At 70.0% G+C, this 24,707-nt stretch carries 33 protein-coding genes, 1 tRNA gene and 3 pseudogenes; 20 read left to right on the top strand and 17 right to left on the bottom strand.

The genetic code is table 11. The features are described 5' to 3' along the window. Positions 1-23: 23 nt before the first annotated feature. From edd to LRS04_RS05805, 4 genes are read left to right on the top strand one after another with little or no spacing between them, the layout of a single operon-like run. A complete protein-coding gene (gene edd / locus LRS04_RS05820; protein WP_257815562.1) occupies positions 24-1,835 on the top strand; it encodes a phosphogluconate dehydratase in 1,812 nt (603 codons plus the stop codon). Beyond that, positions 1,836-2,804: a glucokinase gene (gene glk / locus LRS04_RS05815; protein WP_257815561.1), complete on the top strand. Its 969-nt coding sequence runs from the start codon at positions 1,836-1,838 to the stop codon at positions 2,802-2,804. It begins immediately after the preceding gene. Then, a complete protein-coding gene (gene eda, locus LRS04_RS05810) occupies positions 2,801-3,439 on the top strand; it encodes a bifunctional 4-hydroxy-2-oxoglutarate aldolase/2-dehydro-3-deoxy-phosphogluconate aldolase (RefSeq protein WP_257815560.1) in 639 nt (212 codons plus the stop codon). The genes glk and eda overlap by 4 nt, the downstream gene beginning before the upstream one ends. A 12-nt stretch (positions 3,440-3,451) precedes the next feature. Further along, entirely contained in the window at positions 3,452-3,763 is a 312-nt protein-coding gene (locus LRS04_RS05805; RefSeq protein ID WP_257815559.1) for a hypothetical protein, read from the top strand. A 74-nt stretch (positions 3,764-3,837) separates the two neighbouring features. On the opposite strand, the gene LRS04_RS05800 is transcribed toward LRS04_RS05805, so the two are convergent. Further along, entirely contained in the window at positions 3,838-4,620 is a 783-nt protein-coding gene (locus LRS04_RS05800) for an enoyl-CoA hydratase/isomerase family protein (protein ID WP_257815558.1), read from the bottom strand. A 13-nt stretch (positions 4,621-4,633) separates the two neighbouring features. After that, positions 4,634-5,800, bottom strand: coding sequence for an acyl-CoA dehydrogenase family protein (locus LRS04_RS05795; RefSeq protein WP_257815557.1), 1,167 nt, complete (start codon positions 5,798-5,800; stop codon positions 4,634-4,636). Between LRS04_RS05795 and LRS04_RS27655 the strand changes: the two are divergent. From LRS04_RS27655 to LRS04_RS05785, 3 genes and pseudogenes are all read left to right on the top strand, one after another. Then, a pseudogene (locus LRS04_RS27655) lies at positions 5,774-5,980 on the top strand (hypothetical protein); the annotation flags it as partial. The gene LRS04_RS05795 and the pseudogene LRS04_RS27655 overlap by 27 nt on opposite strands. A gap of 70 nt (positions 5,981-6,050) precedes the next feature. After that, positions 6,051-7,094 carry a CaiB/BaiF CoA-transferase family protein gene (locus LRS04_RS05790; protein ID WP_257815556.1) on the top strand — a complete coding sequence of 348 codons (1,044 nt, stop codon included), beginning with the start codon at positions 6,051-6,053 and terminating at the stop codon, positions 7,092-7,094. A gap of 1 nt (position 7,095) precedes the next feature. Continuing rightward, entirely contained in the window at positions 7,096-7,695 is a 600-nt protein-coding gene (locus tag LRS04_RS05785) for an AAA family ATPase (protein ID WP_257815555.1), read from the top strand. A gap of 161 nt (positions 7,696-7,856) precedes the next feature. On the opposite strand, the pseudogene LRS04_RS27650 reads toward LRS04_RS05785, so the two are convergent. From LRS04_RS27650 to LRS04_RS05770, 5 genes and pseudogenes are all read right to left on the bottom strand, one after another. Then, a pseudogene (locus LRS04_RS27650) lies at positions 7,857-7,931 on the bottom strand (DNA-binding protein); the annotation flags it as partial. Positions 7,932-8,043: 112 nt separating this feature from the next. After that, positions 8,044-8,238: pseudogene (locus LRS04_RS27645) on the bottom strand (hypothetical protein); the annotation flags it as partial. Continuing rightward, positions 8,171-9,229: a thiolase domain-containing protein gene (locus LRS04_RS05780; protein ID WP_257815554.1), complete on the bottom strand. Its 1,059-nt coding sequence runs from the start codon at positions 9,227-9,229 to the stop codon at positions 8,171-8,173. The pseudogene LRS04_RS27645 and the gene LRS04_RS05780, both read right to left, overlap by 68 nt. Further along, positions 9,156-9,365, bottom strand: a complete 210-nt coding sequence (locus tag LRS04_RS05775; protein WP_257815553.1) for a hypothetical protein — start codon at positions 9,363-9,365, stop codon at positions 9,156-9,158. The genes LRS04_RS05780 and LRS04_RS05775 overlap by 74 nt, the downstream gene beginning before the upstream one ends. A gap of 76 nt (positions 9,366-9,441) precedes the next feature. Further along, complete coding sequence (locus LRS04_RS05770) at positions 9,442-10,758, bottom strand: AMP-binding protein (protein ID WP_257815552.1); 1,317 nt, start codon at positions 10,756-10,758, stop codon at positions 9,442-9,444. 62 nt (positions 10,759-10,820) lie between these two features. Between LRS04_RS05770 and LRS04_RS05765 the strand changes: the two genes are divergently transcribed. The 4 genes from LRS04_RS05765 (at position 10,821) to LRS04_RS05750 (ending at position 13,228) form a co-directional block, all read left to right on the top strand. Continuing rightward, a complete protein-coding gene (locus tag LRS04_RS05765; RefSeq protein ID WP_257815551.1) occupies positions 10,821-10,976 on the top strand; it encodes a hypothetical protein in 156 nt (51 codons plus the stop codon). Between the two features lie 69 nt (positions 10,977-11,045). Then, positions 11,046-12,608: a class I adenylate-forming enzyme family protein gene (locus LRS04_RS05760; RefSeq protein ID WP_257815550.1), complete on the top strand. Its 1,563-nt coding sequence runs from the start codon at positions 11,046-11,048 to the stop codon at positions 12,606-12,608. 1 nt (position 12,609) lies between these two features. Next, a complete protein-coding gene (locus LRS04_RS05755) occupies positions 12,610-13,032 on the top strand; it encodes a PaaI family thioesterase (protein WP_257815549.1) in 423 nt (140 codons plus the stop codon). A 106-nt stretch (positions 13,033-13,138) separates the two neighbouring features. Further along, positions 13,139-13,228: transfer RNA gene (locus tag LRS04_RS05750), tRNA-Ser, on the top strand. Positions 13,229-13,254: 26 nt separating this feature from the next. Here the strand turns inward: LRS04_RS05750 and LRS04_RS05745 are convergent. After that, complete coding sequence (locus tag LRS04_RS05745; RefSeq protein WP_257815548.1) at positions 13,255-13,542, bottom strand: hypothetical protein; 288 nt, start codon at positions 13,540-13,542, stop codon at positions 13,255-13,257. A gap of 74 nt (positions 13,543-13,616) precedes the next feature. Further along, positions 13,617-14,042, bottom strand: coding sequence for a hypothetical protein (locus LRS04_RS05740; protein ID WP_257815547.1), 426 nt, complete (start codon positions 14,040-14,042; stop codon positions 13,617-13,619). Here LRS04_RS05740 and LRS04_RS05735 point away from each other — a divergent pair. Beyond that, positions 14,041-14,187 carry a hypothetical protein gene (locus LRS04_RS05735; RefSeq protein WP_257815546.1) on the top strand — a complete coding sequence of 49 codons (147 nt, stop codon included), beginning with the start codon at positions 14,041-14,043 and terminating at the stop codon, positions 14,185-14,187. The genes LRS04_RS05740 and LRS04_RS05735 overlap by 2 nt on opposite strands. Before the next feature lie 52 nt (positions 14,188-14,239). On the opposite strand, the gene LRS04_RS05730 is transcribed toward LRS04_RS05735, so the two are convergent. Further along, positions 14,240-14,812: an aspartyl/asparaginyl beta-hydroxylase domain-containing protein gene (locus LRS04_RS05730; RefSeq protein WP_257818978.1), complete on the bottom strand. Its 573-nt coding sequence runs from the start codon at positions 14,810-14,812 to the stop codon at positions 14,240-14,242. 52 nt (positions 14,813-14,864) lie between these two features. Between LRS04_RS05730 and LRS04_RS05725 the strand changes: the two genes are divergently transcribed. Next, positions 14,865-15,359: a hypothetical protein gene (locus tag LRS04_RS05725; protein ID WP_257819261.1), complete on the top strand. Its 495-nt coding sequence runs from the start codon at positions 14,865-14,867 to the stop codon at positions 15,357-15,359. A gap of 41 nt (positions 15,360-15,400) precedes the next feature. Here the strand turns inward: LRS04_RS05725 and LRS04_RS05720 are convergent, their stop codons facing one another. After that, positions 15,401-16,531, bottom strand: a complete 1,131-nt coding sequence (locus tag LRS04_RS05720; protein WP_257815545.1) for a DUF3089 domain-containing protein — start codon at positions 16,529-16,531, stop codon at positions 15,401-15,403. 246 nt (positions 16,532-16,777) lie between these two features. Between LRS04_RS05720 and LRS04_RS05715 the strand changes: the two genes are divergently transcribed. Continuing rightward, a complete protein-coding gene (locus LRS04_RS05715) occupies positions 16,778-17,392 on the top strand; it encodes a DUF6644 family protein (RefSeq protein ID WP_257815544.1) in 615 nt (204 codons plus the stop codon). Further along, positions 17,389-18,300 carry a DUF6644 family protein gene (locus LRS04_RS05710; RefSeq protein ID WP_257815543.1) on the top strand — a complete coding sequence of 304 codons (912 nt, stop codon included), beginning with the start codon at positions 17,389-17,391 and terminating at the stop codon, positions 18,298-18,300. Before LRS04_RS05715 ends, LRS04_RS05710 begins: the two co-directional genes overlap by 4 nt. Here LRS04_RS05710 and LRS04_RS05705 read toward each other — a convergent pair. After that, complete coding sequence (locus tag LRS04_RS05705; protein ID WP_257815542.1) at positions 18,266-18,520, bottom strand: GlsB/YeaQ/YmgE family stress response membrane protein; 255 nt, start codon at positions 18,518-18,520, stop codon at positions 18,266-18,268. The genes LRS04_RS05710 and LRS04_RS05705 overlap by 35 nt on opposite strands. A gap of 162 nt (positions 18,521-18,682) precedes the next feature. Here LRS04_RS05705 and LRS04_RS05700 point away from each other — a divergent pair, with 162 nt between their 5' ends. After that, positions 18,683-18,994 carry a glycine zipper 2TM domain-containing protein gene (locus LRS04_RS05700; RefSeq protein ID WP_257815541.1) on the top strand — a complete coding sequence of 104 codons (312 nt, stop codon included), beginning with the start codon at positions 18,683-18,685 and terminating at the stop codon, positions 18,992-18,994. Positions 18,995-19,000: 6 nt separating this feature from the next. Here the strand turns inward: LRS04_RS05700 and LRS04_RS05695 are convergent, their stop codons facing one another. From LRS04_RS05695 to LRS04_RS05675, 5 genes are all read right to left on the bottom strand, one after another. Then, on the bottom strand, positions 19,001-20,605 hold the full coding sequence (locus LRS04_RS05695) for a peptide ABC transporter substrate-binding protein (RefSeq protein WP_257815540.1): 1,605 nt from the start codon (positions 20,603-20,605) through the stop codon (positions 19,001-19,003). A 66-nt stretch (positions 20,606-20,671) separates the two neighbouring features. After that, positions 20,672-20,740, bottom strand: a complete 69-nt coding sequence (locus LRS04_RS27640; protein WP_257818975.1) for a hypothetical protein — start codon at positions 20,738-20,740, stop codon at positions 20,672-20,674. After that, positions 20,730-20,945, bottom strand: a complete 216-nt coding sequence (locus tag LRS04_RS05685) for an usg protein (protein ID WP_257815539.1) — start codon at positions 20,943-20,945, stop codon at positions 20,730-20,732. The genes LRS04_RS27640 and LRS04_RS05685 overlap by 11 nt, the downstream gene beginning before the upstream one ends. A gap of 142 nt (positions 20,946-21,087) precedes the next feature. After that, complete coding sequence (locus tag LRS04_RS05680) at positions 21,088-21,474, bottom strand: hypothetical protein (protein WP_257815538.1); 387 nt, start codon at positions 21,472-21,474, stop codon at positions 21,088-21,090. A 17-nt stretch (positions 21,475-21,491) separates the two neighbouring features. Continuing rightward, positions 21,492-21,692, bottom strand: a complete 201-nt coding sequence (locus LRS04_RS05675) for a DUF2061 domain-containing protein (RefSeq protein WP_257815537.1) — start codon at positions 21,690-21,692, stop codon at positions 21,492-21,494. Between the two features lie 110 nt (positions 21,693-21,802). On the opposite strand from LRS04_RS05675, the gene LRS04_RS05670 reads away from it, so the two are divergent. Genes LRS04_RS05670 through LRS04_RS05660 form a run of 4 tightly spaced genes read left to right on the top strand, consistent with a single transcriptional unit; the run spans position 21,803 to position 24,690 of the window. Beyond that, positions 21,803-22,258: an alpha-ketoglutarate-dependent dioxygenase AlkB gene (locus tag LRS04_RS05670; RefSeq protein WP_257815536.1), complete on the top strand. Its 456-nt coding sequence runs from the start codon at positions 21,803-21,805 to the stop codon at positions 22,256-22,258. Next, positions 22,177-22,395 (top strand): alpha-ketoglutarate-dependent dioxygenase AlkB, encoded by a 219-nt coding sequence (locus tag LRS04_RS27635; protein ID WP_374574680.1) that lies wholly within the window; start codon positions 22,177-22,179, stop codon positions 22,393-22,395. The genes LRS04_RS05670 and LRS04_RS27635 overlap by 82 nt, the downstream gene beginning before the upstream one ends. A 41-nt stretch (positions 22,396-22,436) precedes the next feature. Continuing rightward, positions 22,437-23,648: a parallel beta-helix domain-containing protein gene (locus LRS04_RS05665; RefSeq protein ID WP_257815535.1), complete on the top strand. Its 1,212-nt coding sequence runs from the start codon at positions 22,437-22,439 to the stop codon at positions 23,646-23,648. Beyond that, complete coding sequence (locus tag LRS04_RS05660; RefSeq protein WP_257815534.1) at positions 23,638-24,690, top strand: SO2930 family diheme c-type cytochrome; 1,053 nt, start codon at positions 23,638-23,640, stop codon at positions 24,688-24,690. Before LRS04_RS05665 ends, LRS04_RS05660 begins: the two co-directional genes overlap by 11 nt. Positions 24,691-24,707 lie beyond the last annotated feature (17 nt).

Here is a 24,707-nt window from a genome sequence, read left to right as displayed (position 1 = left end):
CCGAAGTCACCGAGGTAAGCCGCATGCATCCGGTCACCCACGAGGTCACGCAGCGCATCGTCGAGCGCAGCCGCGCCGACCGCGCCGACTACCTGGAGCGGATGGAGGCCGCCCGCTCGGCTGGGGTGGGCCGGGCCAAGCTGTCCTGCGCCAACTTCGCCCACGCCTTCGCGGCCGAGAGCCCCGCCGACAAGCTGCGGATGCGCGATCCGACCGCGCCCAACGTGGCCATCGTCTCCAGCTACAACGACATGCTCAGCGCCCACCAGCCGCTGGAGCGCTTCCCGGCGATCATCAAGGCGGCGGCCCGCGAGGCCGGGGCGACGGCCCAGTTCGCCGGCGGCGTGCCGGCCATGTGCGACGGGGTCACCCAGGGCCGCCCGGGCATGGAGCTCAGCCTGTTCTCCCGCGACGTGATCGCCATGTCGACCGCGGTGTCCCTGACCCACGACGCCTTCGACGCCGCCCTGATGCTGGGGATCTGCGACAAGATCGTGCCGGGCCTGACCATGGGGGCGCTGAGCTTCGGCCACCTGCCGACCATCTTCGTGCCCGGCGGACCGATGACGTCCGGCATCTCCAACGCCGAGAAGGCCCGCACCCGGGCGCTCTACGCCGAGGGCAAGGCGACCCGCGAGGAACTGCTCGACTCCGAGATGAAGTCCTACCACGGGCCGGGCACCTGCACCTTCTACGGCACGGCCAACTCCAACCAGATGATGATGGAGATGACCGGTCTGCACCTGCCCAACTCGGCCTTCATCACGCCCAACACGCCGCTGCGCGACGCGCTGGTGGCCGCCGCCGCCCGCCGGGCGGTGGAGATCCGCGACGGGACCAACGACTACACGCCGATGGCGCGCGTTTTCGACGAGAAGGCCGTGGTGAACGCCCTGGCCGGACTGCTCGCCACGGGCGGCTCGACGAACCACACCCTCCACCTCGTCGCCATGGCGCGGGCGGCGGGCATCCGCATCACCTGGGAGGACTTCGACGACCTTTCCCGGGTCACGCCGCTGATCGCCCGGGTCTATCCGAACGGAACCGAGGACGTGAACGCCTTCCACGCGGCCGGCGGCATGGCCTTCGTGATCCGGGAGCTGCTGAAGGCGGGGCTGGTCCACGCCGACGTCACGACGGTCGCGGGCCAGGGCCTTGGCCGCTACACCGCCGAGCCCTTCCTGGACGGCGACCGGCTGGTCTGGCGCGAGGGCGCCGAGGTCTCGCTGAACCGCGACCTGCTCCGTCCCGTGGACGACGCGTTCCAGGCCGAAGGCGGCCTGCGGCTGCTCAAGGGTCCGCTCGGCCGGGCGGTGATCAAGACCAGCGCCGTGAAGCCCGAGCATCACGTCATCGAGGCCCCGGCCCGGGTGTTCGATGACCAGGATCAGCTGCTGGCCGCCTACAAGCGCGGCGAGCTCAACCGCGACTTCGTGGCGGTGGTCCGTTTCCAGGGCCCGAAGGCCAACGGCATGCCCGAGCTGCATTCGCTCACGCCGCCCCTGGGCGTTCAGCTGGACAAGGGGTATCAGGTTGCCCTCGTCACCGATGGGCGGATGTCCGGCGCGAGCGGCAAGGTTCCGGCGGCCATCCACGTGACGCCGGAGGCCGCCGACGGCGGTCCGCTGGCGCATGTGCGTGACGGGGACATCATCCGGCTGGACGCCGAGACCGGGGAGCTCGCCATCAAGGTGGAGACGAACGAACTGATGAGCCGGCCGCCGGCTGTCTGCCCGCCTTCGGGCCACGGCTACGGCCGTGAGATGTTCGGCCTGATGCGCCGCGTCGCAGGCCCGGCCGACGCCGGCGCCTGCAGCCTGTTCGAGGCCGCCTAGGTGAAGGTCAACTACGCTGGCCTCGTGGGCGATGTGGGCGGCACCAACGCCCGCTTCGCCGTGGTCGACGCCCAGGGCCATGTCCGCAATCCCAGGATCTTCCCGGCCAAGGACTACGCCAACATCAACGAGGTGATCGGCGAGTACCTGGAGACCACCTGCGGCCGAAAGCATCCGGCCCGGGCGGTGATCGCGGTCGCCGGTCCGGTGGTGGACGGGGCGATCGAGTTCACCAACCTGGACTGGCAGATCTCCGAGGGTGAACTGATCGCCGACTTCAGTTTCGAGGCGGTGAAGCTGCTCAACGACTTCGCGGCCCAGGCGCTGGCGGCGCCGAGGCTTGACCCGGAAGAGCTGAGGCCGATCGGGCCGAAGCTGCGCGGCGCGGAGGACTGCCCGATGGTGGTGCTGGGCGCCGGCACCGGCTTCGGGGTCTCGTGCCTGGCGCGCGGCGACCGCGGCGACATCGCCATCGCCACCGAGGGCGGCCACGCCGCCTTCGCGCCGACCGACGAGGTGGAGGTCGAGGTCTGGAAGCGGCTGAAGGCCGAGTTCGGCCGGGTGTCCATCGAGCGCCTGCTGTCCGGCCCCGGACTGCACGACCTCTACCGGGCGCTCGCCGACATCGAGGGGGTTCCGGCTCCGCTCGCCGATCAGAAGGTGGTGACCGAGGCCGGCAACGCCGGCGATCCGCTGGCGGGCCGCACGCTGGACCGCTTCTGCGCGATCATGGGCTCGGTGGCCGGCGACATCGCCCTGACCATGGGCGCCCGCGGCGGGGTGTTCATCTCGGGCGGCATCGCGCCTCGCCTGGCCGATCGCCTGGAGTCCGGCGGTTTCCGCGCCCGGTTCGAGGACAAGGGCCGGCTGTCGGACTACGTGAAGGAGATCCCCACCTCCCTGGTGCTGCATCCCTATCCGGCGATCATCGGGGCGGCGCGCGAGCTGGAGCAGATGGAACGCCTATGAAGATCGAGGACATCCTCACCCGCGCGCCCGTCATCCCGGTCCTGATCATCGACGAGGTGGCCGACGCCGTGCCGCTCGGACGCGCGCTCGTGGCCGGAGGCCTGCCGGTGCTCGAGATCACCATGCGCACGCCGGTCGCCGCCCAGTGCATGGAGAAGATGGCCGCCGAGGTGGAGGGCGCGATTGTCGGCGCCGGCACGGTGCTGAACGGCAAGATGCGTAAGGCCGCCGCCGACGCGGGCGCCCAGTTCGTGGTCAGCCCCGGCCTGATCGAAGGCGAGACCGCCGAGGGGCCGTGCCCGCTGCTGCCCGGGATCGCCACGGCCACCGAGCTGATGGCGGGCCTCGCCGCCGGCTTCCGCTGCTTCAAGCTGTTCCCGGCCAACATCGTCGGCGGGGCCGGCGCGCTGAAAGCCTACGCCAGCCCCTTCCCGCAGGCGAAATTCTGCCCGACCGGCGGCGTCAGCGCCGCCAACGCCGGCGAATACCTGGCGCTGCCCAATGTGCTCTGCGTGGGCGGCAGCTGGGTCGCCCCCACCGAGGCGGTGAAGGCCGGCGACTGGGGCCGGATCACCGCCCTGGCCCGCGAGGCCGCGGCGCTGGGCCAGCGGGCGGCGGCGCCCGTCGAAGGCTGACGGGGGCGGGAGATGAGCGCCGGCAACGAGCAGCTCCGCTGGCTGGTCACGGCCCGGGCCGAACCCGGCGAGCCCGGCTCGGCGACGGTCAGCGTGCTGGCCCGCAACGCCCTGGTCCCCGAGCTCGCCTTCGACATGTCCGTCGACTGGCACCCGGGCGCCGAGGCCGCCGACGTGGAAGGCCGCGCCCTGATCATCCTCTCGCTGCTCTGCAAGGAGCTGGCGGCGGAGTGCGAACGCGCGGCCGCCGAACGGTTCAGCGAGGGGGTAGGCCCCAAGCCCTCTCCCTACCCTCTCCCTCTCGTCGCTGCGCTCCCGGGGTAGAGGAGGTTCCGGCTCGGCCTCACAACCTCACTCCTCTCCCCCCGCGAAGCGGAGAGGGAGAGCGCCGACAGGCCCTACCGCCCCACGAACACCCCCGGCCGGCGCTCGTTCACCGCCCGAACGCCCTCGGCGAAGTCCGCCGTGGCCCGCAGGATCGTCTGCTGCTCGTGCTCGTGCGCCATCTGCGCCCTCACGGCGGCCAGCAGGCCGTCGCGCGAGGTCTTGCGGGTGGCGAGCACCGCCAGCGGCGCGTTCTCGGCGATCTCGCGGGCAAGGGTCAGGGCGGCGGCCCTGAGCTCGTCGGGCGCCACGATCTGGTCGACCAGGCCCCAGGCCAACGCGTCCTCGGCCTTGATCCGCCGGGCGGTCATGAACATCAGGTGGGCCTTCTGCGCGCCGATCAGGCGGGGCAGGGTGTGGGTCAGGGCGAAGCCCGGGTGGAAGCCCAGCTTCACGAAGTTGGCCGAGAACCGGGCCTCGGGCGTGGCGATCCGGAAATCGCAGGCCACCGCCAGGCCGAGGCCGGCGCCGACGGCCGCGCCCTGCACGGCGGCGACGATCGGCTTCTCCACCGCGAACAGCCGCGCCGCCTGCTTGTAGAGCGCGGAGACGCCGTCCATCCCCGCGGCCACCCGGTCGTCGGAGCGCGCCAGGTCGGCGCCGGCGCAGAACGCCTTGCCCTCGGCCTGCAGCACCATGGCCCGGACGTCGTTCGACACATCCGCCGCCTCCAGCGCGTCGGCCAGGTCGCTGATCAACTCCACCGAGACGAAGTTGGTGGGCGGCCGGTCGATCGTGACCACAGCCACATGCCCGTCCCTCGTCGCCGTCACGTGCTCGCCGAACCCTGACTTCATCACTTGCCCATTCTCACTTTCGGGTGCCCAGAAGATTGCGGGCCACCACCCATTTGTGGACCTCGGTGGGCCCGTCGTAGATCCGCATGGTGCGCAGCTTCGCCTGCATCAGCGAGAGCGGCAGCTCCTTGGTCATGCCCATGGCCCCGAAGGCCTGCATGGCCCGGTCGACCACCTCATAGGCCATCTCCGTAGCGTACCACTTGATCATGCTGATCTCGTTGCGCACGTCGCGGCCCTGGTCGAGCTTCCAGGCGCAGTCGTAGGTCATCAGGCGGGCGGCGTGGATCTTGGTCGCCGCCTCCGCGATCCAGAACTGGATGGCCTGCCGCTCCGAGAGCGGGGTCCCGAAGGTCTTCCGCTGCGGGGCGTACTCGATGACCATCTCCATGGCCCGCTGCGCCATGCCGATGGACCAGGCGGCCATCTGGATGCGCCGGGTGCCGAGCCGGGTCTGCATGGGCGCGAAGCCCTGGCCCTCCTGGCCGAGCAGCTTCCAGCCCTCGACCCGGCAGTCCTCCAGCGCCACCTCGTAAGTGTACTGGCCGCCGACCATCGGGATCTTGCGCAGCACGTTGAAGCCGGGCGCGCCCTTGTCGACCAGGAAGGCGGTGATCCCGCCGCGGGCCTTCTTCTCCGGGTCGGTCACCGCCATCAGGATGGTGAAATCGGCGTCCGCCGCCCGGCTGATCCAGATCTTTCGGCCGTTGATGATCCAGTCGTCGCCGTCGCGGACCGCCCGGGTGGTCATGGCGGCCGGATCGGAGCCGGCGCCCGGTTCGGAGATGCCGATCGCCGAGATGGTCTCGCCGGCCACATAGGGGGCCAGATAGGCCGCCCGCTGCCGTTCGTTCACCGTCTGCATCAGCATCCTGAGGTTCGGGCTGTCCGGCGGCAGGGTGTAGGGCGTGACGCAGCGGCCGATCTCCTCCTCCACGCCGACCATGGCGACCATCGGCAGGTCCGAGCCGCCCACGTCCTCCGGCGCGTCCAGGCCGAACAGGCCGAGTTCGTGGGCCTTCCTGTCCAGGTTGGCGTGCTCTTCGGGCGCGAGGCCCAGCCCCTTGCCCTCGGCCTCGCGGGCCATGACGCCGGCCTCCAGCGGCATCAGCTCGTCGCGGACGAACCGGGCGACGAGGTCCTTGAGCATGCGGTGCTCTTCGGAGAGTTCGAAGTCCACTGGCTTTCCCCCGCGTCCTGTTCTGTCTTATCGACGATCATAGCCGGCGCAGACCGTGAGGGGAGTGGAGACGTGGCGGAAACCCGCAAACTGGAGACCAAGGCCACCGGACCGCTGGCCGGCATCCGCGTGCTGGACCTGACCAGCGTGGTCAACGGCGCCTACGCCACCCAGATCCTCGCCGACCAGGGCGCGGACGTGATCAAGCTGGAGGACCCGGGCTCGGGCCGCGGGCGCCGGCGGCGACATCATGCGCTGGGCCGGCCACGTGCCGGAGGGCGCGCCGCGCGACATGGGTCCCATCTTCCTGACCATCAACCGCAACAAGCGCTCCGTGGTGCTGGACCTCAAGCAGGAGAGCGCCAGGCGGGCGATCCGCCGGCTGATCCGGTCCTGCGACGTGTTCGCCGCCTCGGTCCGCTACGAGGGCCTGAAGCGGCTGGGCCTGGGATACGAGGACGTCGCCGCCATCCGCCCGGACATCGTCTATGTCCACGCTGCCGGCTACGGCTCCGACGGTCCCTATGCCGGGGAGCCGGCCTACGACGACCTGATCCAGTCGGCCTCGGGCTTCGCCGACGTCCTGCCCCGCACCGATGGCAATCCGACGCCGCGGATCCTGCCGACGCTGGTGGCCGACAAGGTTTCCGGCCTCTTCATGGCCCAGGCCGTGACCGCCGCCCTCCTGCACCGCGCGCGGACCGGCGAGGGCCAGTTCGTCGAGGTTCCGATGCTGGAGTGCGTGACGAGCTTCCTGCTGGTCGAGCACCTCTACGACCACACCTGGGAGCCGCCGATCGGCCAGTTCGGCTACCAGCGGGTGATCAACCCGTACCGCAAGCCCTTCGCGACGAAGGACGGCCACATCGGCCTGCTCCCCTACACCGACCGCCAGTGGGACCAGTTCTTCGAGGCCGCCGGTTTCGGGGAGCAGATCAAGTCCGACCCCCGCTTCGCCGACTACGCCACGCGGGCGAAGCATACCCACGAGCTCTACGCCCTGGTCGAGGAGGCCGCCGCCACCAAGACCACCCAGGAATGGCTCGACCTCCTGAAGCCGCTCTCGATCCCAGTTGTGAAGACCAACCGGATGGACGACCTGCATGACGAACCGCACCTGAAGGCCGTGGGCTTCTTCCAGACCTACGAGCATCCGGAGGCCGGGACCTACCGGCTGATGAAGCCGCCGGTGAAGTTCTCAAAGAGCCCCGCCAACATCCGCCGCCATCCGCCAAGGCTCGGCGAGCATACCGACGAGGTGCTCGCGGAGGTGAGCGAGGCCCAGGACGCCTGACGTGCGCGTGGTCGTCATCGGCAGCTCCGGCTCGGGGAAGTCGACGTTCGCGCGCCGGCTGGCGCAGGCCTGCGACCTCGCCCACGTGGAGCTCGACGCCCTGAACTGGGGTCCGGACTGGACGAACCGCTCGGCCGACGACGCCGAGCTCTTCCTGCGCCTGGTGGGCGAGGCGACGGCGGGCCCGCGCTGGGTCACCTGCGGCAACTACCGTGCGGCCATGGCGGCGAACCTCCCTCGGGCGACCCACCTCATCTGGCTGGACTATCCGCGCCCCCTGGTCATGGCCCGGGTGATCCGCCGGTCCTTCGGCCGCGCGGCGGGGCGCAAGGAGCTCTGGCCCGGCACCGGCAACCGCGAGGACTTCCGCCGCTGGCTCGACAGGGACCACCCGATCCGCTGGGCGTGGGACACCTACGCGCGCCGCAAGCTGCAGTATGCGGCGCTGTTCGCCGACCCGCGCACGGGCCATCTCGAAACGCACCGCCTAACCCGGCCCCGCGAGGCCCAGCGCCTGATCGCCAAGCTGGCGGCGGACACGCTGCTTACGCCCCCGCCCCCCTCTGCCGCTCTTCCCGGCGAAGGCCGGGACCCAGGCTGACCGGGACAGGCGAAGCGCTGCATGGGCCCCGGCTTTCGCCGGGGTGAGCGGTCTATTTCAGAGGCGCGAACACCGGGACCGGCGGGCCCCCCCTCGGTGGGCTGGAACTTCACCTTCACCCGCTGGCCGATGGAGAGGTCCTTCGGGCCCACCTCCACGAAGTTGGTCAGCACGGCCGGACCCTCGTCGAGGGTCACGTAGCCGATGGCGTAGGGGCCGGTCGGCGACTTGTACATCACCGAGTAGCTGTAGATCACGCCCTCGCCCGGGCTCTCCTCCCAGACGGTGTCGGCCGACAGGCAGAAGGGGCAGATGGCGCGGGGGGTACCAGTGGGCCTCGCCGCAGGCGGTGCAGCGCTTGATCAGGAAGCGGCCTTCCTTCGCCGCCTCCCGAAGGGCTGGCTTTCGATGGTCACCGGCGGGGCCGGGATCGGGCGGGTCATGACGCCAGAGGACGACTCTTGGGACATGGTTCTCAGGCCTCCCGCTCGAGGATGACGGTCGCGGCGCCGTGGCGGATGCCGAGCGAGCCGCCGGTGCCATGCGCGATGGCGAGGTCGCAGTTCGGCACCTGCACCTTCGGGTGGGCCTCGCCGCGGAGCTGGCGCACCGCCTCGATCACCTTGGTGATGCCGCCGCGGTTGGTGGGGTGGTTGTTGCAGAGTCCGCCGCCGTCGGTGTTGAAAGGCAAACGTCCGACGCCTGAGATCAGATTGCCGTCAGCCACGAACTTGCCGCCCTCGCCCTTCCTGCAGAAACCGAGGTCCTCGAGCTGCATCAGCACGGTGATCGTGAAGCTGTCGTAGATCGAGGCGTACTTGATGTCGGCGGGCGTCACGCCCGCCTCCTCGAAGGCCCGCGGGCCGGACCAGACGGCGCCGGAGTGGGTGAGGTCGAGGCCGCGGCCGCCCATCAGGCCCTTGGGCGCCTCGCCGGCGCCGATCACCTTCACCTTCGGCCGGTTCAGGCTCCTGGCCACTTCCGGCGAGGTGACGATCAGGGCGCCGCCGCCGTCGGTGACCACGCAGCAGTCCAGCCGGTGCAGCGGGTCGGCGATCATCGGGGAATTCAGAACGTCCTCGACGGTCACCACATTCTTGAGGAAGGCGTGCTCGTTCCACTGGGCGTGGTGGCTGGCCGCCACCTTGATCCAGGCGAGCTGCTCCGAGGTGGTGCCGTACTCGTACATGTGGCGCATGGCGCACATGCCGTAGGTGTTCTGGGTCGAGCCGCCGTAGATGTGCTCGTAGCCGGCTTCCGGCGGGCCATCGGTGAGGCCTCCGCCCGAGGGGCCGCCCCGCATGCTGGCGCCCGGCCGGTTGCCGCCGTTGCGCGGCCGGCCGGCGAGCGTGATCAGCGCCACGCTGCACTTGCCCGCCGCGATCGCCTGGGCCGCATGGCCCACGTGGGCGATGTAGGACGAGCCGCCCATCTCGGTGGAGTCCATGTGCCGGACGTTCCTAAGGCCCATGTAGTCGATCATCGACAGGGGCCCGAAGCCCGGCGCGTCGCCGGCGCAGAAGTAGCCGTCCACGTCGTCCGAGGTCAGGCCGGCGTCCTTCAGGGCCCAGGGCGCTCTCGGCGTGGAGCTGCGGCGTCGACTTGTCGGGCGCGTCGCGCGTCGGGTGCTCGAAGGCGCCCATCACATAGGCGCGGCCCTTGATGCTCATGCGGAGTTCCAAACAACTGTTCGAACGGACGTCCGCCTTAGCAGGCGTGACGCGGCGGTAGGAAGGCCGAGTTGGCTCAGGCCGGTTCGCGCGCCTTCAACCGCGCCTCGCGGAGCGCCGAGCGGCGGACCTTGCCGGCGTCGTCACGCAGCGCCTCGTCGACGAACTCGTAGGTCCGGGGCTGCTTGTAGGTGACGAGGCGGTCCTTCAGGTGAGCGCGCAGCTCGTCCTCGCTGACCGGCGAGCGCGCCTGCACGATGGCGTGGACATGGCTGCCGAGGTCCTCGTCCGGCAGGCCGATAACCGCCACGGACTGCACGGCGGGATGCTCCTCCAGCGCGCTCTCGATCTCCGCCGGATAGACGTTGGAGCCGCCCACCAGGATCATGTCGGCGCGCCGGTCGGCCAGGTAGAGGTAGCCGTCCTCGTCGAACCAGCCGAGGTCGCCCAGGCTCTCCCAGCCATCTGGCAGGGTCTTCGCGGTCGCGCCCACGTACTTGTAGGTCGCGGGCGAGCCCGGCGGGCGGCGCATGTAGATCTCGCCGGTCTGGCCGGCAGGCAGGCGTTGGCCGTCCTCGCCGAAGATCGCCATCTCGCCGATCTGCACCTGGCCGACCGAGCCGCGGTGCGCCAGCCACTCGGTGCCGGTGATGATGGTCACGGCCTGGGCCTCGGTGCCGGCGTAGAGCTCCATCACCTCGCCGGGCGCGATCCAGTGGATGAAGGCCTCCTTCAGCCAGGCGGGGCAGGGCGCCGCCATGTGCCAGAGCGTCTCCACGGACGAGAGGTCGTACTTCGCCCGGGTCTCCTCCGGCAGCCGCCAGATCCGGCTCATCATCGTCGGCACCAGATAGACCCAGGTGGCCTTCCGCCGCTCGATCTCGGCCAGGGTCTGTTCGGGATCGAACCGCGGCATGACGACGACGTGGGCGCCCAGCGCGGTCGCCTGCATCATCATGCCGAAGGGGGCGTTGTGGTACATCGGCGCCGGGATCAGCGCCGTCTCCATAGGGCGCAGGCGAAAGCCGCCGGCTTCCGGCGTCTCCGCCGGCGTGACGCCCGGCTGGCCGGCGAGGATCAGCTTCGGCCGGCCGGTGGAGCCGCCACTGGTCGGGGCCTTGGAGATCGGCGGGATCGCGTCGGGCAGGTCGCTGTCGTCGTCGCTGGAAGCCAGCAGGGCGTCGGCGCTGACGATCGGGCGTCCGATCTGGTGGGTGAATTCGGCGATCACCAGAGGGGTCTCGGCGAGGTCGGCGATGGCCGCGAGTTCGCCCTGCGGCAGTCGGAACGAGATCGGCTGCGGCGTGGCCCCCAGCTTCCAGATGGCGTGCGCCGCCGCCACGAAGCCGACGCCGTTCTGCATGCCGAGGGTCACCAGGTCCCCCGGCTTCACCCCCGTATCCCTTGAGCGCGTGGGCGATGCGGTTGGAGCGGCGGTTCAGCTCGGCGTAGGTGATGGTCACGTCGCCACAGCTCACCGCCGGCTTGTCGCCCTGGGTGCGGGCGTGGCGGCGCAGCTTCTCCCCGAAGGAGATCATCTCCGGCGTCGCGTCCATCTTTCCTGCTCCTCCCACCGGCGGGTATTCCCGCTCGTGCTTCTCCTTCTACTGAACGCCCCTGACGTAGCGTCCGCAAGGCGCTATGAGGTGAATTGAAACGATTGTTTGAGGAGGCGCGCCCATGTCCGCACAACCGTCCGCCGAGGCGCTGCTGGCCGAGGACTTCGGGACCATCGCCGACGTGATCCGCGCCCAGGCGGCCGAGCTGAAGGCCAAGCCGGCCCTCGTGGACGCCAAGCGGACGATCTCCTACGCCGAGCTCGACGCCCTGATGGACCGGATTGCTGCCGCCCTCCAGCGGGACGGCGTCGGCAAGGCTGACGTTGCGGCGATCTGCGCCTCGTCGAGCGTGGAGTACGGCGCGACCTTCCTGGGCATCCTGCGCGCGGCGGCGACCGTCGCGCCGCTCGCGCCCTCGTCGACGCCCGAGAGCCTGATCGTCCAGCTCAACGACTCGGGCGCGAAGGTCTTCTTCCTGGATGCGCAGCTCGCCGAGCACATGGCCGGCGTCCTGGATCAGGTGACGGCCAAGCGCGTGAGCCTCGATGGTTCCGACGTGGGCGTCCCCTTCGAGCAGTGGCTCGCGCCCGAAGGCGCGAAGCCCGTGCTGCACGAGGTCGATCCCGACCAGGGCTTCAACATCATCTATTCGTCCGGGACGACCGGCGCGCCCAAGGGCATCGTCCAGCCGCACCGGATGCGCTGGGGCCAGATCCGCCGGGGTGTCTATCCGCCCGAGGCGGTGACCATGGTCTCCACCCCGCTCTATTCGAACACCACGCTCGTTTCCTTCCTGCCGACGCTGTCGAACGGCGGGACGGCGGTGCTGATGCCGAAGTTCGACGTGAAGGGCTTCCTGGACCTCGCGGAGAAGTATCGCGCCACCCACGCCATGCTGGTGCCGGTGCAGTACCGCCGGCTGATGGAATATCCGGACTTCGACCGCTACGACCTGTCGTCGTTCCAGATGAAGTTCTCCACCTCGGCGCCGTTCTCGGCGGAGCTGAAGCGCCAGGTGCTCGACCGCTGGCCCGGCGGGCTCGTGGAGTACTACGGCATGACCGAGGGCGGCGGCTCCTGCGGGCTGCAGGCCCACGAGTTCCCGGACAAGCTGCACACCGTCGGCCGGCCGCTGCCGGGGCACGACATCCGGCTGATCGACGAGGACGGCAAGGAGGTCCCGCAGGGCGAGATCGGCGAGGTCGTCGGCCGCTCGGGCGCGATGATGGTCGGCTACCACAACCAGCCGGGGAAGACCTCGGAGGCCGAATGGTGGAGCCCGGAGGGCCTGCGCTACATCCGGACCGGCGACGTGGGCCGGTTCGACGAGGACGGCTTCCTCACGCTCATGGACCGCAAGAAGGACATGATCATCTCGGGCGGCTTCAACATCTACCCGAGCGACCTGGAGGCCGAGCTCGTGCAGCATCCGGCGGTGCTGGAGGCCGCGGTGGTCGGCGTGCCGTCGAAGGCCTGGGGCGAGACGCCGGTGGGCTATGTGGCCCTGAAGCCGGGCCAGACGGCATCCGCCGACGAGCTCAGGACCTGGATGAACGGCCGGGTCGGCAAGACCCAGCGGCTGGCCGACCTGCAGTTCGTCGACGCCCTGCCCCGCAGCCACATCGGCAAGATCCTGAAGCGCGAGCTGCGCGACGCCTACGACGGCCCGGCGAAGGACGCCTGACATGACGGAAGGCAACCTGGCCGAGGCGTTCAACGCGCGGCAGAAGGGCACGCTGCCGGGCAATCTCGGCATCGACTGGGATGTGGTCGCCACGGGCGAAGCCAAGGCGCGCTTCACGGTCACCCAGGGCCACATGGCGCCCAACGGCTTCGTCCACGCCGCCTCGGTGGTCTGCCTGGTGGACAGCGCCTGCGGCTACGGCTGCATCGCCTCGCTTCCCGAGGGCGCCAGCGGCTTCACGACCGTCGAACTCAAGACCAACTTCCTGGCCACCGCCAAGGTCGGCGAGGTGGTCGCCTGCCGCGCCTGGCTGGTGCACGGCGGCCGCTCGACCCAGGTGTGGGACGCCGAGGCGGTCAATGAGACGACCGGCAAGACCATGGCGGTCTTCCGCTGCACCCAGATGATCCTGTGGCCCCGCTGACAGGGCCGCATGCGCGGCGCCACATCGCAGTTGCGTGACAGCGCCGGGATGAGTAGAACGCCCGCTCGCTCAGCGGGCCCTCTACGGGGCGGCCCGCGCCGGCTCTGGAGAGGTGGCAGAGTGGTTGAATGTACCGCACTCGAAATGCGGCGTACTCGAAAGGGTATCGTGGGTTCGAATCCCACCCTCTCCGCCATAACCCCCGTCTTGTAGAGCCCCCCGTCAGGCGCCGGAGCGCCGGCGGCCGACGTTGCTGAGCAGATCGCCGAAGATCGCGAGCAGCGCGCCGACGATGCCGCCGGAGATGATCGCCCAGCCGACCCCGGCGACGCCCTGCGCCGGCGTGATCATGCCGCCGACCCCGAAGAAGGCGAGCACCGCGCGGGTGGGCGGGGTCCCGGCGACAGCCTCCGTCGCCCAGCACAGCAGGAAGACGACGGCGAGGACCATGGCGCCCAGCAGGCTGGCGTGGGCGACCTTATGCGGCGTCGGCGCGGGGGATGAGATCATGGCGGGGTCTCCCTGACGCCCGCATTCTGCGCGCTTCGGCGAGGGCGGCTTTGACCCGGGTCAAGCGCGAGCGGTCAGCGCCGCCGCCGCCCGTATCCGCCTTCGCTCTTGCTGACGCCGACGGTGACCGAGCCGCATTCGCCGATCGGCTGGGTGACCACGCCGCCGACCGAGCGGTAGCCGCCCGTCCCGACCGAGCCCCACACCTCGCCATGCGGCTTGCCGTCGTTGGGCGGGCAGCGGGACCGCGGAGCGCCCTCGGCGTCGGCGGCCTCGGCCGGCCGGCCGTCGAGAACGCCCTGCGCCCAGGCCCCGATCTCGCGGGGCCGGCGCTCGTCGCCCGGGCTCGACGTGGTGGCCACCGCGATCGGCGCCGTCGCCGGTGCGGCGGCCGGCAGGGGCTGGCTCGCGCCGGCAGTGGTCAGCACTTCCCCATCCTCCGCGTGGGCGGCCAGAGGAAAGCCGGCGAGAACGGCGAGGGCGGCGAGGCGAAGGAACATGGGCGACACTCCGGACCTGCAAAGCCTCGCCGTCAACCGGGGCGACATGATGGTGCAATTTGGCCCGGAGCCGAGCTCGTGCATTGAAGCGCCATGGCGAGCTTCCGAGATCAGCAAGATGGCGGCGCCGGTCTGGGCGATCTAGAGGCCCAGGTTCTCGTAGAGCTGCAGAATCGGGCGCCTGGAAAGCTGAGGCCTCAGATCCCCGCCGCGTGACCCGGGAGGTCGCCATAGTATTCGCCGACGCCGGCGGTGAGCGCCGTGATCATCTCGCGCTCGGCGGGCGTCAGGTCGGGGTTCCAGCAGTCGAGGATCAGCACCGCCCGCGGCTGGTCGCTGTCGTTCCAGGCTTCGTGCTCTATGGTGTCGTCGAAGACGAAGGCGCGGCCGGGCTCCCAGACCCTCGTCTCGGCCCCGACGCGGAAGCCGCAGCCCGGCGGCACGATCAGCGGCAGGTGGCAGATCAGGCGGGCATTGTTGACGCCGACGTGCGGCGGGATCCTGGTCCTGGCGTCGAGGATCGAGAACACGGCCGTGGGCCCGGTCCCCATCAGGTCGCACTGCGGCCAGGCCTTCAGCGCCTCGGCGGTCTTCGGGCACCGGGCGAGGTTCTCGGCCACCGGCTCGCCCGCCTTCCAGAGGTAGAAGACGCCCCAGCGCCGCGAGTTGTTGAGCTCGCGCCAGCGATCCTGCGGTACGCCGTCCACCGAGACGTAGGGTTCGAGCGCGCCCGGACCGTCCGCCAGCACCTGCACCAGCTCCCGGCGGATGTCGGCGGTCGCCGCCTCCAGAGCGTCGAGCCAGGGGGAAGCGGGCCCGGTCGTGGAACTCGAGGGCCGGCAGCTGAGGGAAATACATGAAGGATGGGGCAGGCCGGTAGACGCGGCGCTTGCGCAGCAGGATGTCCCGGCAGGCGTCGAACCGGTCGAGCGGCTGGTTGCCGTGCCGTGCGCGCAGCCCCGCGAGGCGCTCCTCGAGAAACGCCTCCAGTTCGCTGTCGTTGGCCTCGGCCACGGCCTTGGCATGCTCCAGCAGCGGACGCAGGGTGGGCGGCAGGAAGCGTGGAATTATCTGGAGGGCGTTGCGATAGGTCGCCGCGGCGGCGCGCACCTCGCCGGCCGCCGCATGGCCGAGCGCCGCCTCCATCAGGGTCCGGAACGGGCCGGGCTCAAGTCCGGCGGCCAGCCGACGGAGGTGCTCGCCGTCGGCCGAAACTACGCTGTGCACCGTCATGACCGGCAAGGTCCGGCGCCGCCCCGCGCCGCGCATGGCCAATGCGGCGAGCGACCGCGCAGCCGCGACGAATGGCGCAGATAGGCGGTAGGCGGACGATTATCCGCCGCGGGCGGCCGATCTGCTCAGCGCTTCGCCTTCCAGGAGCGGGCCTGGTCGCCGGCCAGTTCGATCAGGCTGCCCATGGCGACGGGCACATCGAGGGAGTGCAGGCCCCAGTCGGGCTGGACGACCCCGTTCGCCAGGTGATCGCCGCTGATCTCGTCGGTGCGCGGGTCGCGCGGGTCGCCGTCCACGCGGATCGCCAGGTAGCCGCCGTTGGCGTCGCTGACGCACTGGCCGCTGATCAGGCCGGGGACCTTCACGAAGGCGGTGTCGATCGGCTGATTCGGCGTGGTCCACGGTTTCGGCGGCGCGGCAGTGGGATGCATGCTGTTCGCGCCGAAGACGGAGGCCATCACCGCCCGGCCGCCGCCCAGGGCGGCGGGGTTGGTGCAGGCGACTTCCATGCCCTCGGCGGTGGTGCGGCCGAACCGGCTGTTGACCGGCGGCGGGGCGGCCTCCCGGAAGGTCACGTAGCTGACGACACAGCCCGTCTGGTCCCGGCTGCGGCAGAGCGGCATGACCTTGAAGTCGCCGCCGACGTCCTTGCCCTTCGGCACGAGGACGTTGGTGCCGATCAGGTAGGCGGCGACCACGCGGGCCTGAGCGGGCTTGCCCTCGACCTCCTCCTGGACCAGCCGCTTCAGCACGCTGGCGCCCTGGCTGTGGCCGAACAGGATTACGCCCCGGCCGCCGTTGTCGCGGGCGAGGTAGTCGCGCCAGGCGTCCCGGACGTCGCCGTAGGCCAGGTCGCGGTCGACGGCGACCTGTTCCCCGGCGGTCATGCGGCGCAGCGCCGGGATGGTGATCTGGCGGTAGATCGGCGCGAAGATCCTGCACACCTGGCCGAACCGGGCGAGCTGGCGGGCCACCACCGCCCGCTCCTCGGGGCCGACGGTCATGTCGCTGTTGGGCGTCGGGTCGGCCGAGGCGGTGGGATAGACGTAGAAGCAGTCGACCTCCGGGGCCGGATTGCGCGTCCAGGCCTCGCGCTTCAGGGTCCCGTTCGCCTCGACGATCGTCGCCGTCAGGTCGATGTCGCAGGCGTCGCCGCTGCGACCCGGCCGGCAGAGCCAGGTCTCGTCCTTCGCGTAGTCGTTGGCGGCCGGGGCCGGCGCCCTGGCCCCCGGCCGGGCCGCCGGTGAGCAGGCCAAGGGCCAGCCCCACGATCAGAACGCCGCGCATCGCCAATCCTCCCCGCCGCTCGCATGGGCCTTCGCCGATCGGAACACCCGCCGGCCCCTGCGCAAGCCGGCGGCTTGCGTAACCGTTCAGTTCGGTTTCAGGTCACGGAATAGTCTGGCGAAACATCTGCGCAATAGGCTAGACATTTTTCGCAAGAACGGTACGGCGGCCGCGCCAAGACGGCCACGATCGGCTCCGGGGGAGGGCTAGAGGCCTTGTTACGCGATTTCCTGGTCTGGCTGCAGACCGAGCTGGGCAAGGGCCCCGGCGAGTACCCGATGTCGTGGAGCGAGGCGCTTCTCGGCTCGCTGAACTTCTGGGGCCTGCTGGAAGGCACTCACCTCCTGGCGCTGATGCTGTTCGCCGGCACCATCTTCGTGGTCGACCTGCGCCTGCTGGGCGTCACCTTCAGGCGCACGCCGGTGTCGGTGCTCAGCCAGAAGGTTCTGCCGCTGACCGTCTTCGGCTTCGCCATCGTGATCATCACCGGCCTGGCGCTCTTCTATGCCAAGCCGTTGGTTTATTACCACAATATCTGGTTTCGGGCGAAGCTGGTGTTCATCGCGATCGCCCTGTTGAACATCCTCCTCTTCCACGGGCGGGTGCAGCGGAACATCGCCGCCTGGGACACGCTGGCGAAGCCGCCGACGGCCGCACGGATCTCGGCGGTCGCCTCGCTGTCGGCCTGGATCATCGTCATCACCCTCGGCCGGTTCATTGCCTACGACTGGTACGAGTGCGGCAAGCCGATCCCGGCCTGGGCCAATGTGCTGCAGGAATGCGCCGCGTCCGAGCATGGCGCAGCCAGCCTGGCGGAGGTCGCCCAATGAAACCGTCGGACATCTTCCCCACCATCCGTCCCTGGGTTGAGGGCCTGGTCGACGTCTGGCCGGCCTACATCATCAAGCCGCAGTTCGCCTCCTGGCAGGTGCTGCACATCCTGTCGTTGGTGGTCCTCGGCGGCGTCAGCATCCTGATCAACCTGCGCCTGATCGGCGTGGGGGTGACGAACGAGAGCCCCTCGGAGGTTCAGCGAAACCTGCGCCCCTGGATGCACGTGGGGGTGATCGGCATCATCGTCTCCGGCGTGCTGATCGGCATGGCCAACGCCGAGCGGCTCTACGACTCGGTGGCCTTCACGGTGAAGATGCTGGCGCTGGTGGCCGGGGTGATCCTGACCTACGGCGCGAGCCTGCCGACCGCCCGGGCCGACGGCCGGGTCAGCGCCGGCGTCCGCGTGTGGTTCCTCGTGGGCCTCGCCGTCTTCGGCCTGGCGCTGTTCGTGTTCGCCGGCGGCGAGCTGGTGAACCCCGGCGTCTGGCACATGATCCTGGCCGCCGCGCTGATCGTCCTGATCGCGGCCCAGGGGGCGGCTCCGGTGGATCTATCTGGCGGGCCTGCTGGCGCTGGTCGCGGTCCAGTTCGTGGCCACCCATTTCATCGTCAAGCCGGACGACTACGAGCGGCTCGACCCGGTAAACATCGCCTTTGCCTGGGTGTTCCTGGCGTGGATCTTCGGCCTGGGGGCCTGGCAGCTGTTCACCGCGCGCGATCCGGAGAGCGGCAAGCTGGCCAAGGCCATCGGCTACGCCACCATCCTCGTCTGGGTCGTGGCCGGCGCCGCCGGGCGATGGATCGCCTTCGCCTGACGCACGAAGAAGGGCCCCGCGGCGTGGGGCCCTCCACCACGCCTGGCCGCGGCGTCAGGTCCGTCGGCCGGCCAGGGCGTGGTAGATGAACAGCACGATCACGGCGCCGATCGTGGCCACCAGGATCGAGTAGATATCGAACCCGGTGACGCCCGCGGCGCCGAAGCGGGTGAACAGGAAGCCGCCGACGAACGCGCCGACGACGCCCAGCACGAGATCGAGCACGAGGCTGCCGCCGGTCCGGTTCACCAGCTTCGAGGCGATGAACCCGGCGATCAGGCCCAGCACGATCCAAGCAAGAATCGACATGGGTGTCTCCTAGCGCCGGCCATGAAGCGCCGCCGGCCGGCGCCGCGAAAAAGCCCGGAAGCACCGCTCAGGTTCCGTCTCGACGGCGGCCGCCGCGCAACCTGGCGCGGGCCCCGGGGGTTTAGCTGTCCGCGTGTCGCCGAACGACCGAAGGAGAAACCGTTGCGCAACAAGCTTTTCGCCGTCGCCGTCATGGGCGCCTCGGCCCTCAGCCTGGCCGCTACGCCGCTGACCGCGGAGGCCCAGAGCACCAAGCGCGTGCTGGTCTGCGACAAGGACGTGAAGAAGAAGGCCAACACCGGCACCGCCATCGGCGCCGTCACCGGCGGCGTGCTCGGCAATGTGGTGGCCGGCAATGGCGCCAAGACCGAAGGGACCCTGCTGGGCGCCGGCGTCGGCGCTGTGGTGGGTCACTCGGTGGCCAAGAAGAAGGCCAAGAAGAAGAACTGCCACTACGAGTACGTGCGCAGGTAGGCCGCCTTACTCTTTCACGCACAGCCACCGGGCGCGGTGGAAGTTCAGCGCGTTGTCGGCCCAGCCGGTGACGCGCGGATTCACCAGCGCCCGGGTCACCTGGTAGAAGAGCGGGGCCGTCCCTTCCTCGCCGAGCATCAGCTGCTCGGCGCGTGAGAGCAGCGCCGCGCGCCTGACGAGGTCCGGCTCCTGGTCGGCCTGCGCCAGCAGGGCGTCGTAGGCGGGGTTCTTGTAGTCCCCGTAGTTCTGGGCGCCCGTCGTCGACTGCATCAGGGCCAGGAAGCTCACCGGGTCATTGAAGTCGGCGTACCAGCTCATCGAGCCCACCTGGAAATCCCGCTCGCGGTAGGCGGCGAAGGCGATCTGGCCCTCGTTCTGCTGCAGGCTGACGTCCACGCCGATCGCCCGCCAGTCGGCCTGCACCGCCTCCATGAGCAGCAGGGAGTCGGTGTTGTTGGCGGTCTTGATCTCGATCTTCAGCGGCCTCTGCGGCGTGTAGCCGGCCTGCGCGAGCAGGGCCCGGGCCTCGGCCTGCCGCTCGGCGAAGGTCTTGCCGGCCCAGACAGTCTTCGGGCCTGGCGCGTAGCCGGCGGTGATCGGCGGCACGAAGCTGTAGGCCGGCTGCTGGCCGGCGCGGAGCAGCTTGCGGGTGATGAAGTCGCGGTCGACGCTCTCGGAAAGCGCGCGCCGCACGCGGACGTCCTTCAGGGCGGCCACGTCGCGGGTGTTGAACGACAGGTAGGACGTGCCCAGGGCCACGTGGGTGCGGGCGTAGCCCGGCAGGGTCCGCTTCAGCCGCTCGTAGCGGTTGGACTGGAACGAGGTGTTGATGTCGAGCTCGTCGCGCTCGATGCGCCGCTCGGCGGCCACCGCGTCGGGCGTCGGATAGTAGTTGATCCGGTCGACGCAGATCTTCTCGGCTTCGAAGAAGTGCGGGTTCTTCACCGCCTGGATGCGGTCGCCGAGCCGCCAGGAGGTGAGCATATAGGGACCGTTGGAGACGTACTTGCCGGCCTGCACCCAGGCGTCGCCGTGGCGCTCCACCACGTGCTTCGGGGCGGGATAGAAACTCTGGTGCATCAGGAGCTGCGGCAGGTAGGGCGCCGGGTGCTCGAGGGTCAGGATCAGGGTCTTCGGATCGACCGCCCTCGCCCCGATGCTGCCGAGCGGCGCCTTGCCCTCGTTGGCCTCCTTCCCCCCTTTGATGATGTAGGCCAGGTAGGCGTAGATCGAGGCGGTCTTCGGATCGAGGATCCGCTGCAGGCCGAACACGAAGTCGTCGGCGGTGACCGGCCGGCCGTCCGACCACTTGGCGTCGCGCAGCCGGAAGGTCCAGGTCAGGCCGTCGGGCGAGGTGGTCCAGCTCTCGGCCATGCCCGGCATGGGCTCCGCCTCGGGCGTCTCCGTGGTCAGCCCCATCATCAGGTCGCCGATCACCCGGCTTTCGGAGACCAGGTTGGCCTTCTGCGGATCGAGCGTCAGGGGCTCGATCTCGATGCCGTACTCGAGGCAGGTCTGCCCCGTCGGACAGGACGGCCGGGTCGCGCCGCCCTGGCAGGCCGTGAGCGCGAGCGCCGTGGCGGCGAGGAGCGGAAGGAACGGCGGCTTCAACGGCGACTCCGGATCATGACCGCCGCATCACGCACGCCGCCCGTGGCCTTGTCGAGGCAGGCCGCCTCAGTGCAGGCGGAACTCGGCGCCGATGGCCTTCAGCTCGGCAGGCCGGATCAGCCGGTCATGGCCGATGGTGACCTTGAACAGCGGGCCGTCGAGCGTGCGCTCCCCAGAAATCCAGGAACTTCTTCAGCACCGGGAATTCCGGGAAGAGGTCATAGTCCTGCCAGATGTAGCTCTGCAGCAGGGCGGGGTGGTCGGGCATGCGGTAGAGGATTTCCGCCGTGGTCAGGCCGTAGCCTTCCAACTGCTTGCGGAACTCGGGTGACGGCAGCACGTGCGCTCTCCAGGCCTGTTGGTCCAGGCGCGGGCCGGCGCACGGCCGACACCGCGCACATGGAGCTTGCGCGCGATTCGTGTGAATGTTCTATGAATACAATAGATTAGCACTCGTGCCGCTGGGTTGCTGCCAAGCTTTCTCAGGACCGCGCGTAGTGCTTGGGCTCCAGGCGTATCGGGATCGGCTCCGGAAACTTCCGCCAGCCTAGTTTCGCGATCACGTCGTTGCTCTCCCGCGCCTGGCGGCCGGGCGCCAGCGACCAGGTGATGTGATAGGTCGAGCCGTCCGGGCGATCGGTGGTCCCGCCGATCCTCACCACCATGGCCTGCACGCCCTCGCCGTCGTCCGCCTCGCCGACGATCTCGCCAGACCGCTCGGTGGGCAGGCGCACCTCGTCGGGCGCGAACTTCAGGGTGACGTGGTCGGCCACGGCCTCGGCATACCGGGCCGGGAAGCGGGCCAGCAGGTGGCGGCGATCCTCGCGGTCGAGCGACCAGCCGGTGAAGCCCGTCTCGGCGTCCGCCATCCAAAGCCTCCTCGACGTCAGGCGGCCTGAGCAGCGCTCCGCCGGCCGATCCGTTCCCAGACCCGCTCATGGACCATGAACGCCAGGGTCTGGAAGACCGGCTCGATCATCCCGATGGCGAGCGCCGCGCGCCAGTCGCGGGTGAGGGCATAGGCCACGGCAATGGCCACGAAGAGGTGCATGATCGAATAGCTGACGGTCTTCTTGGCGGTGCGCATGGCTGACCTCTTGCGAACGATTCTTAATATAGGAAGAGGCGATCCAAATCGCAAGATCGATTGACATCGTCTTTCTGGCGCCGTCGGGTTGGCCGCCCCATCTCCCGGCCATGCCCCTCACCCAACCCGGCCTCTTCGCGGACGTCCCGCCCGGCCTGCCGCCGGGCTTCGCCTATCGTCCGGACTTCCTCTCGGCGGACGAGGAGACGGCGCTCCTGGCCGAGCTGGCCGACCTCCCGTTCGAGCCCTTCCAGTTCCGCGGTTTCGAGGCGCGGCGCCGGGTCTGCTCCTTCGGCTATCGCTACGATCCCGCCCGGGGCGCGGTGGCCGGCGCGAAGCCCATTCCGACCTGGCTGCAGTCCGTCCGCACCCGCGCCGAGGCCTTCGCCGGAGTCGCGCCCGGCGGCCTGTCGCAGTTGCTGATCAACGAATACCTCCCCGGGCGCCGATCGGCTGGCACCGCGACCGCGCGCAGTTCGAGAAGGTGGTTGGCGTCTCCCTGGGCGCGCCGTGCGCCTTCCGCCTGCGCCGCCGCACGGGCGGCGGCTTCGAGCGCCGGACCCTGACGCTCGCGCCCCGTTCGGCCTACCTGATCGCCGGGGAGGCCCGCGACGCCTGGGAACACTCCATCCCGCCGGTCGGGCAGCACCGCTATTCGCTGACCTTCCGCAGCTTCCGCGAGGGACGGTTGCCTCCCGCCTGAACAGCGTTCACCCTGGCTGCAATACGGGGAGGAACAACCAGATGACGAGGCTCGCCCTCATGGCGACCGTGGCGCTCTGCGTCGCCGGCGCCGCCCAGGCCAAGACCCTTGCCGTCGCGCCCGGCGCCGACGCTCAGGAGCGGCTGCAGACTGCCCTGCTCGACGCCAAGCCGGGCGACGTGGTGGAGATCGCCGCCGGCCGCTACGAGCTCACCGACGGCCTGTCGCTGGATGTAGACGACGTCACCGTGAAGGGCGCAGGCCCGGACCGGACGGTGCTCTCCTTCAAGGGCCAGAAGGGCGCGGGCGAGGGCCTGCTGATCACCTCCGACAAGGTCACGGTCCGCGACCTGGCGGTGGAGGACACCCGCGGCGACGGCCTGAAGTCCAAGGGCTCGGACGAGATCAGCTTCATCAACGTTCGCGTCGAGTGGACCGGCGGGCCGAAGGAGACCAACGGCGCCTACGGGGTCTATCCCGTCTCCTCGTCCAACGTGCTGATCGACAAGGTGGTGGTGCGCGGGGCCTCCGACGCCGGCATCTACGTCGGCCAGTCGAAGAACATCGTGGTCAAGCGCAGCCGCGCCGAGTTCAACGTCGCCGGCATCGAGATCGAGAACTCGTACAACGCCGACGTCTTCGACAACGACGCCACCCGCAACACCGGCGGAATCCTGGTTTTCGACCTGCCGAACCTGCCGCAGATGGGCGGCCATTCGCACCGGATCTACAACAACCGGATCGTCCGGAACGACACGCCAAACTTCGCGCCGAAGGGCAACATCGTGGCCAGCGTGCCGGTCGGCACCGGCGTCATGGTGATGGCCAACAAGAACGTCCACGTGTTCGGCAACGAGATCGACGGCAACCAGTCCACGGGCGTGATGCTGGTCAGCTACACCCAGAAGTTCGACGACAAGACCTACAACCCCCTGCCGCGCGACGTGGTCGTGCGCGACAACCGGATCGGCAAGAACGGCTACGACCCGAAGTTCGCCGGGGCCGAGATCCTCGCCAAGGCGGTGGGCGGAACCATCCCGCCGGTGATGTGGGACGGCGTGACCGCGCATCCCCAGAACCCGGACGTGGTGCGGGTGAACCTGAAGGACGGGCCGGTGCTGAACCTGCGGCTGAAGGGGCCGGGCCAGCTGATGACCGCCGACCCCACCGTGACCCCGACCTCGGGCGACGCGGTGATCGCCGAGCCCGAGAAGGTCGTGCTGCCCAAGCGACAGGCCGACCTTGCCGACTAGATGGCTCGCCCGGCTCGCGGTTGCCGCCGCGGGCCTCCTGAACCTGTCGGCGGCGCCGGCGGGGCCGGACCTCGGCGTGATCCTCGCCGCGACGCCGGCGCCGAAGCTCTCGGATTACCGGCTGTTCCACGCCGGCGCGGCCGACCCGGCCCTGACGCCCTATGCGCTGAACACGCCGCTGTTCAGCGACTACGCCGAGAAGCTCCGCTACGTCTGGCTGCCGCCGAAGACGAAGGCGTCGTACCGGGCCGACGGGGTTTTCGACTTCCCGGTCGGCGCGACCCTGGTGAAGACCTTCGCCTTCCCCGCCGACTTCCGGCGGCCGGACCAGGACGTCCGCTGGATCGAGACCCGGCTGCTGATCCGCAAGGCCGATGGCTGGACCGCCTTCGCCTACGTCTGGGACGCGGAGCGCAAGGACGCGGTGCTGAAGCGGGCCGGGGCGCGGGTGGACGTGAGCTTCGTCGACCTCAAGGGGCAGACGCGCCGGGTGGACTACGCCGTCCCCAACCAGAACCAGTGCAAGGAATGCCATCAGCTCGACAAGACGCTGACCCCCATCGGGCCCAAGGCGCGTAACCTGAACGGCGACTTCGCCTACGCCACGGGAGCGCGGAACCAGCTCGCCCACTGGACGAAGGCCGGCCTGCTGGCCGGCGCGCCGGCGCCGTCGGCCGCGCCGCGCACCGCCCGCTGGGACGACGCCAGGGAACCTCTGGAAGCCCGCGCCCGGGCCTATCTCGACGCCAACTGCGCCCACTGCCACCAGCCGCGCGCCATCGCCTCCAACTCGGGCCTGTTCCTGAATTCGGAGGAGCCGCCGGGCCCCAACCTCGGGATCGGCAAGTCGCCGGTGGCGGCCGGCCGCGGCTCGGGCGGGCTGCTGGTCTCCATCGATCCCGGCCATCCCGAGCGGTCGATCCTCGTCCACCGCATGGCCTCGTCGGAGCCGGGCGTCATGATGCCCGAACTCGGCCGCAGCCTGGTGCACGACGAGGGCGTCGAGCTCATCCGGCAGTATGTGGCGAGCCTGAAGCCCTAGGGGGCCGCCACGGCCGC

The sequence above is a fragment of the Phenylobacterium sp. J367 genome (assembly GCF_024699985.1).
Taxonomy (GTDB): Bacteria; Pseudomonadota; Alphaproteobacteria; order Caulobacterales; family Caulobacteraceae; genus Phenylobacterium.
Note: the sequence above shows the minus strand (reverse complement) of the source record. Positions and strands in the feature narration are given on the sequence as shown.

Excerpts from the sequence above, each read along its gene's own strand:
- LRS04_RS05680 (WP_257815538.1), bottom strand. The coding sequence starts at position 21,474 with ATGGCGGACGCCGAGACGGGCTTCACCGGCTGGTCGCTCGACCGCGAG.
- LRS04_RS05740 (WP_257815547.1), bottom strand. The coding sequence starts at position 14,042 with ATGTTCCTTCGCCTCGCCGCCCTCGCCGTTCTCGCCGGCTTTCCTCTG.
- LRS04_RS05670 (WP_257815536.1), top strand. The coding sequence starts at position 21,803 with ATGCCCCTCACCCAACCCGGCCTCTTCGCGGACGTCCCGCCCGGCCTG.
- LRS04_RS05775 (WP_257815553.1), bottom strand. The coding sequence starts at position 9,365 with ATGAGCATCAAGGGCCGCGCCTATGTGATGGGCGCCTTCGAGCACCCG.
- LRS04_RS05755 (WP_257815549.1), top strand. The coding sequence starts at position 12,610 with ATGACGGAAGGCAACCTGGCCGAGGCGTTCAACGCGCGGCAGAAGGGC.
- LRS04_RS05675 (WP_257815537.1), bottom strand. The coding sequence starts at position 21,692 with ATGCGCACCGCCAAGAAGACCGTCAGCTATTCGATCATGCACCTCTTC.
- LRS04_RS05800 (WP_257815558.1), bottom strand. The coding sequence starts at position 4,620 with ATGAAGTCAGGGTTCGGCGAGCACGTGACGGCGACGAGGGACGGGCAT.
- LRS04_RS05735 (WP_257815546.1), top strand. The coding sequence starts at position 14,041 with ATGGGCGACACTCCGGACCTGCAAAGCCTCGCCGTCAACCGGGGCGAC.
- LRS04_RS05790 (WP_257815556.1), top strand. The coding sequence starts at position 6,051 with ATGCGCTGGGCCGGCCACGTGCCGGAGGGCGCGCCGCGCGACATGGGT.
- LRS04_RS05705 (WP_257815542.1), bottom strand. The coding sequence starts at position 18,520 with ATGTCGATTCTTGCTTGGATCGTGCTGGGCCTGATCGCCGGGTTCATC.
- LRS04_RS05710 (WP_257815543.1), top strand. The coding sequence starts at position 17,389 with ATGAAACCGTCGGACATCTTCCCCACCATCCGTCCCTGGGTTGAGGGC.
- edd (WP_257815562.1), top strand. The coding sequence starts at position 24 with ATGCATCCGGTCACCCACGAGGTCACGCAGCGCATCGTCGAGCGCAGC.
- LRS04_RS05760 (WP_257815550.1), top strand. The coding sequence starts at position 11,046 with ATGTCCGCACAACCGTCCGCCGAGGCGCTGCTGGCCGAGGACTTCGGG.
- LRS04_RS05745 (WP_257815548.1), bottom strand. The coding sequence starts at position 13,542 with ATGATCTCATCCCCCGCGCCGACGCCGCATAAGGTCGCCCACGCCAGC.
- LRS04_RS05805 (WP_257815559.1), top strand. The coding sequence starts at position 3,452 with ATGAGCGCCGGCAACGAGCAGCTCCGCTGGCTGGTCACGGCCCGGGCC.
- LRS04_RS05765 (WP_257815551.1), top strand. The coding sequence starts at position 10,821 with ATGGTCACGTCGCCACAGCTCACCGCCGGCTTGTCGCCCTGGGTGCGG.
- LRS04_RS05665 (WP_257815535.1), top strand. The coding sequence starts at position 22,437 with ATGACGAGGCTCGCCCTCATGGCGACCGTGGCGCTCTGCGTCGCCGGC.
- eda (WP_257815560.1), top strand. The coding sequence starts at position 2,801 with ATGAAGATCGAGGACATCCTCACCCGCGCGCCCGTCATCCCGGTCCTG.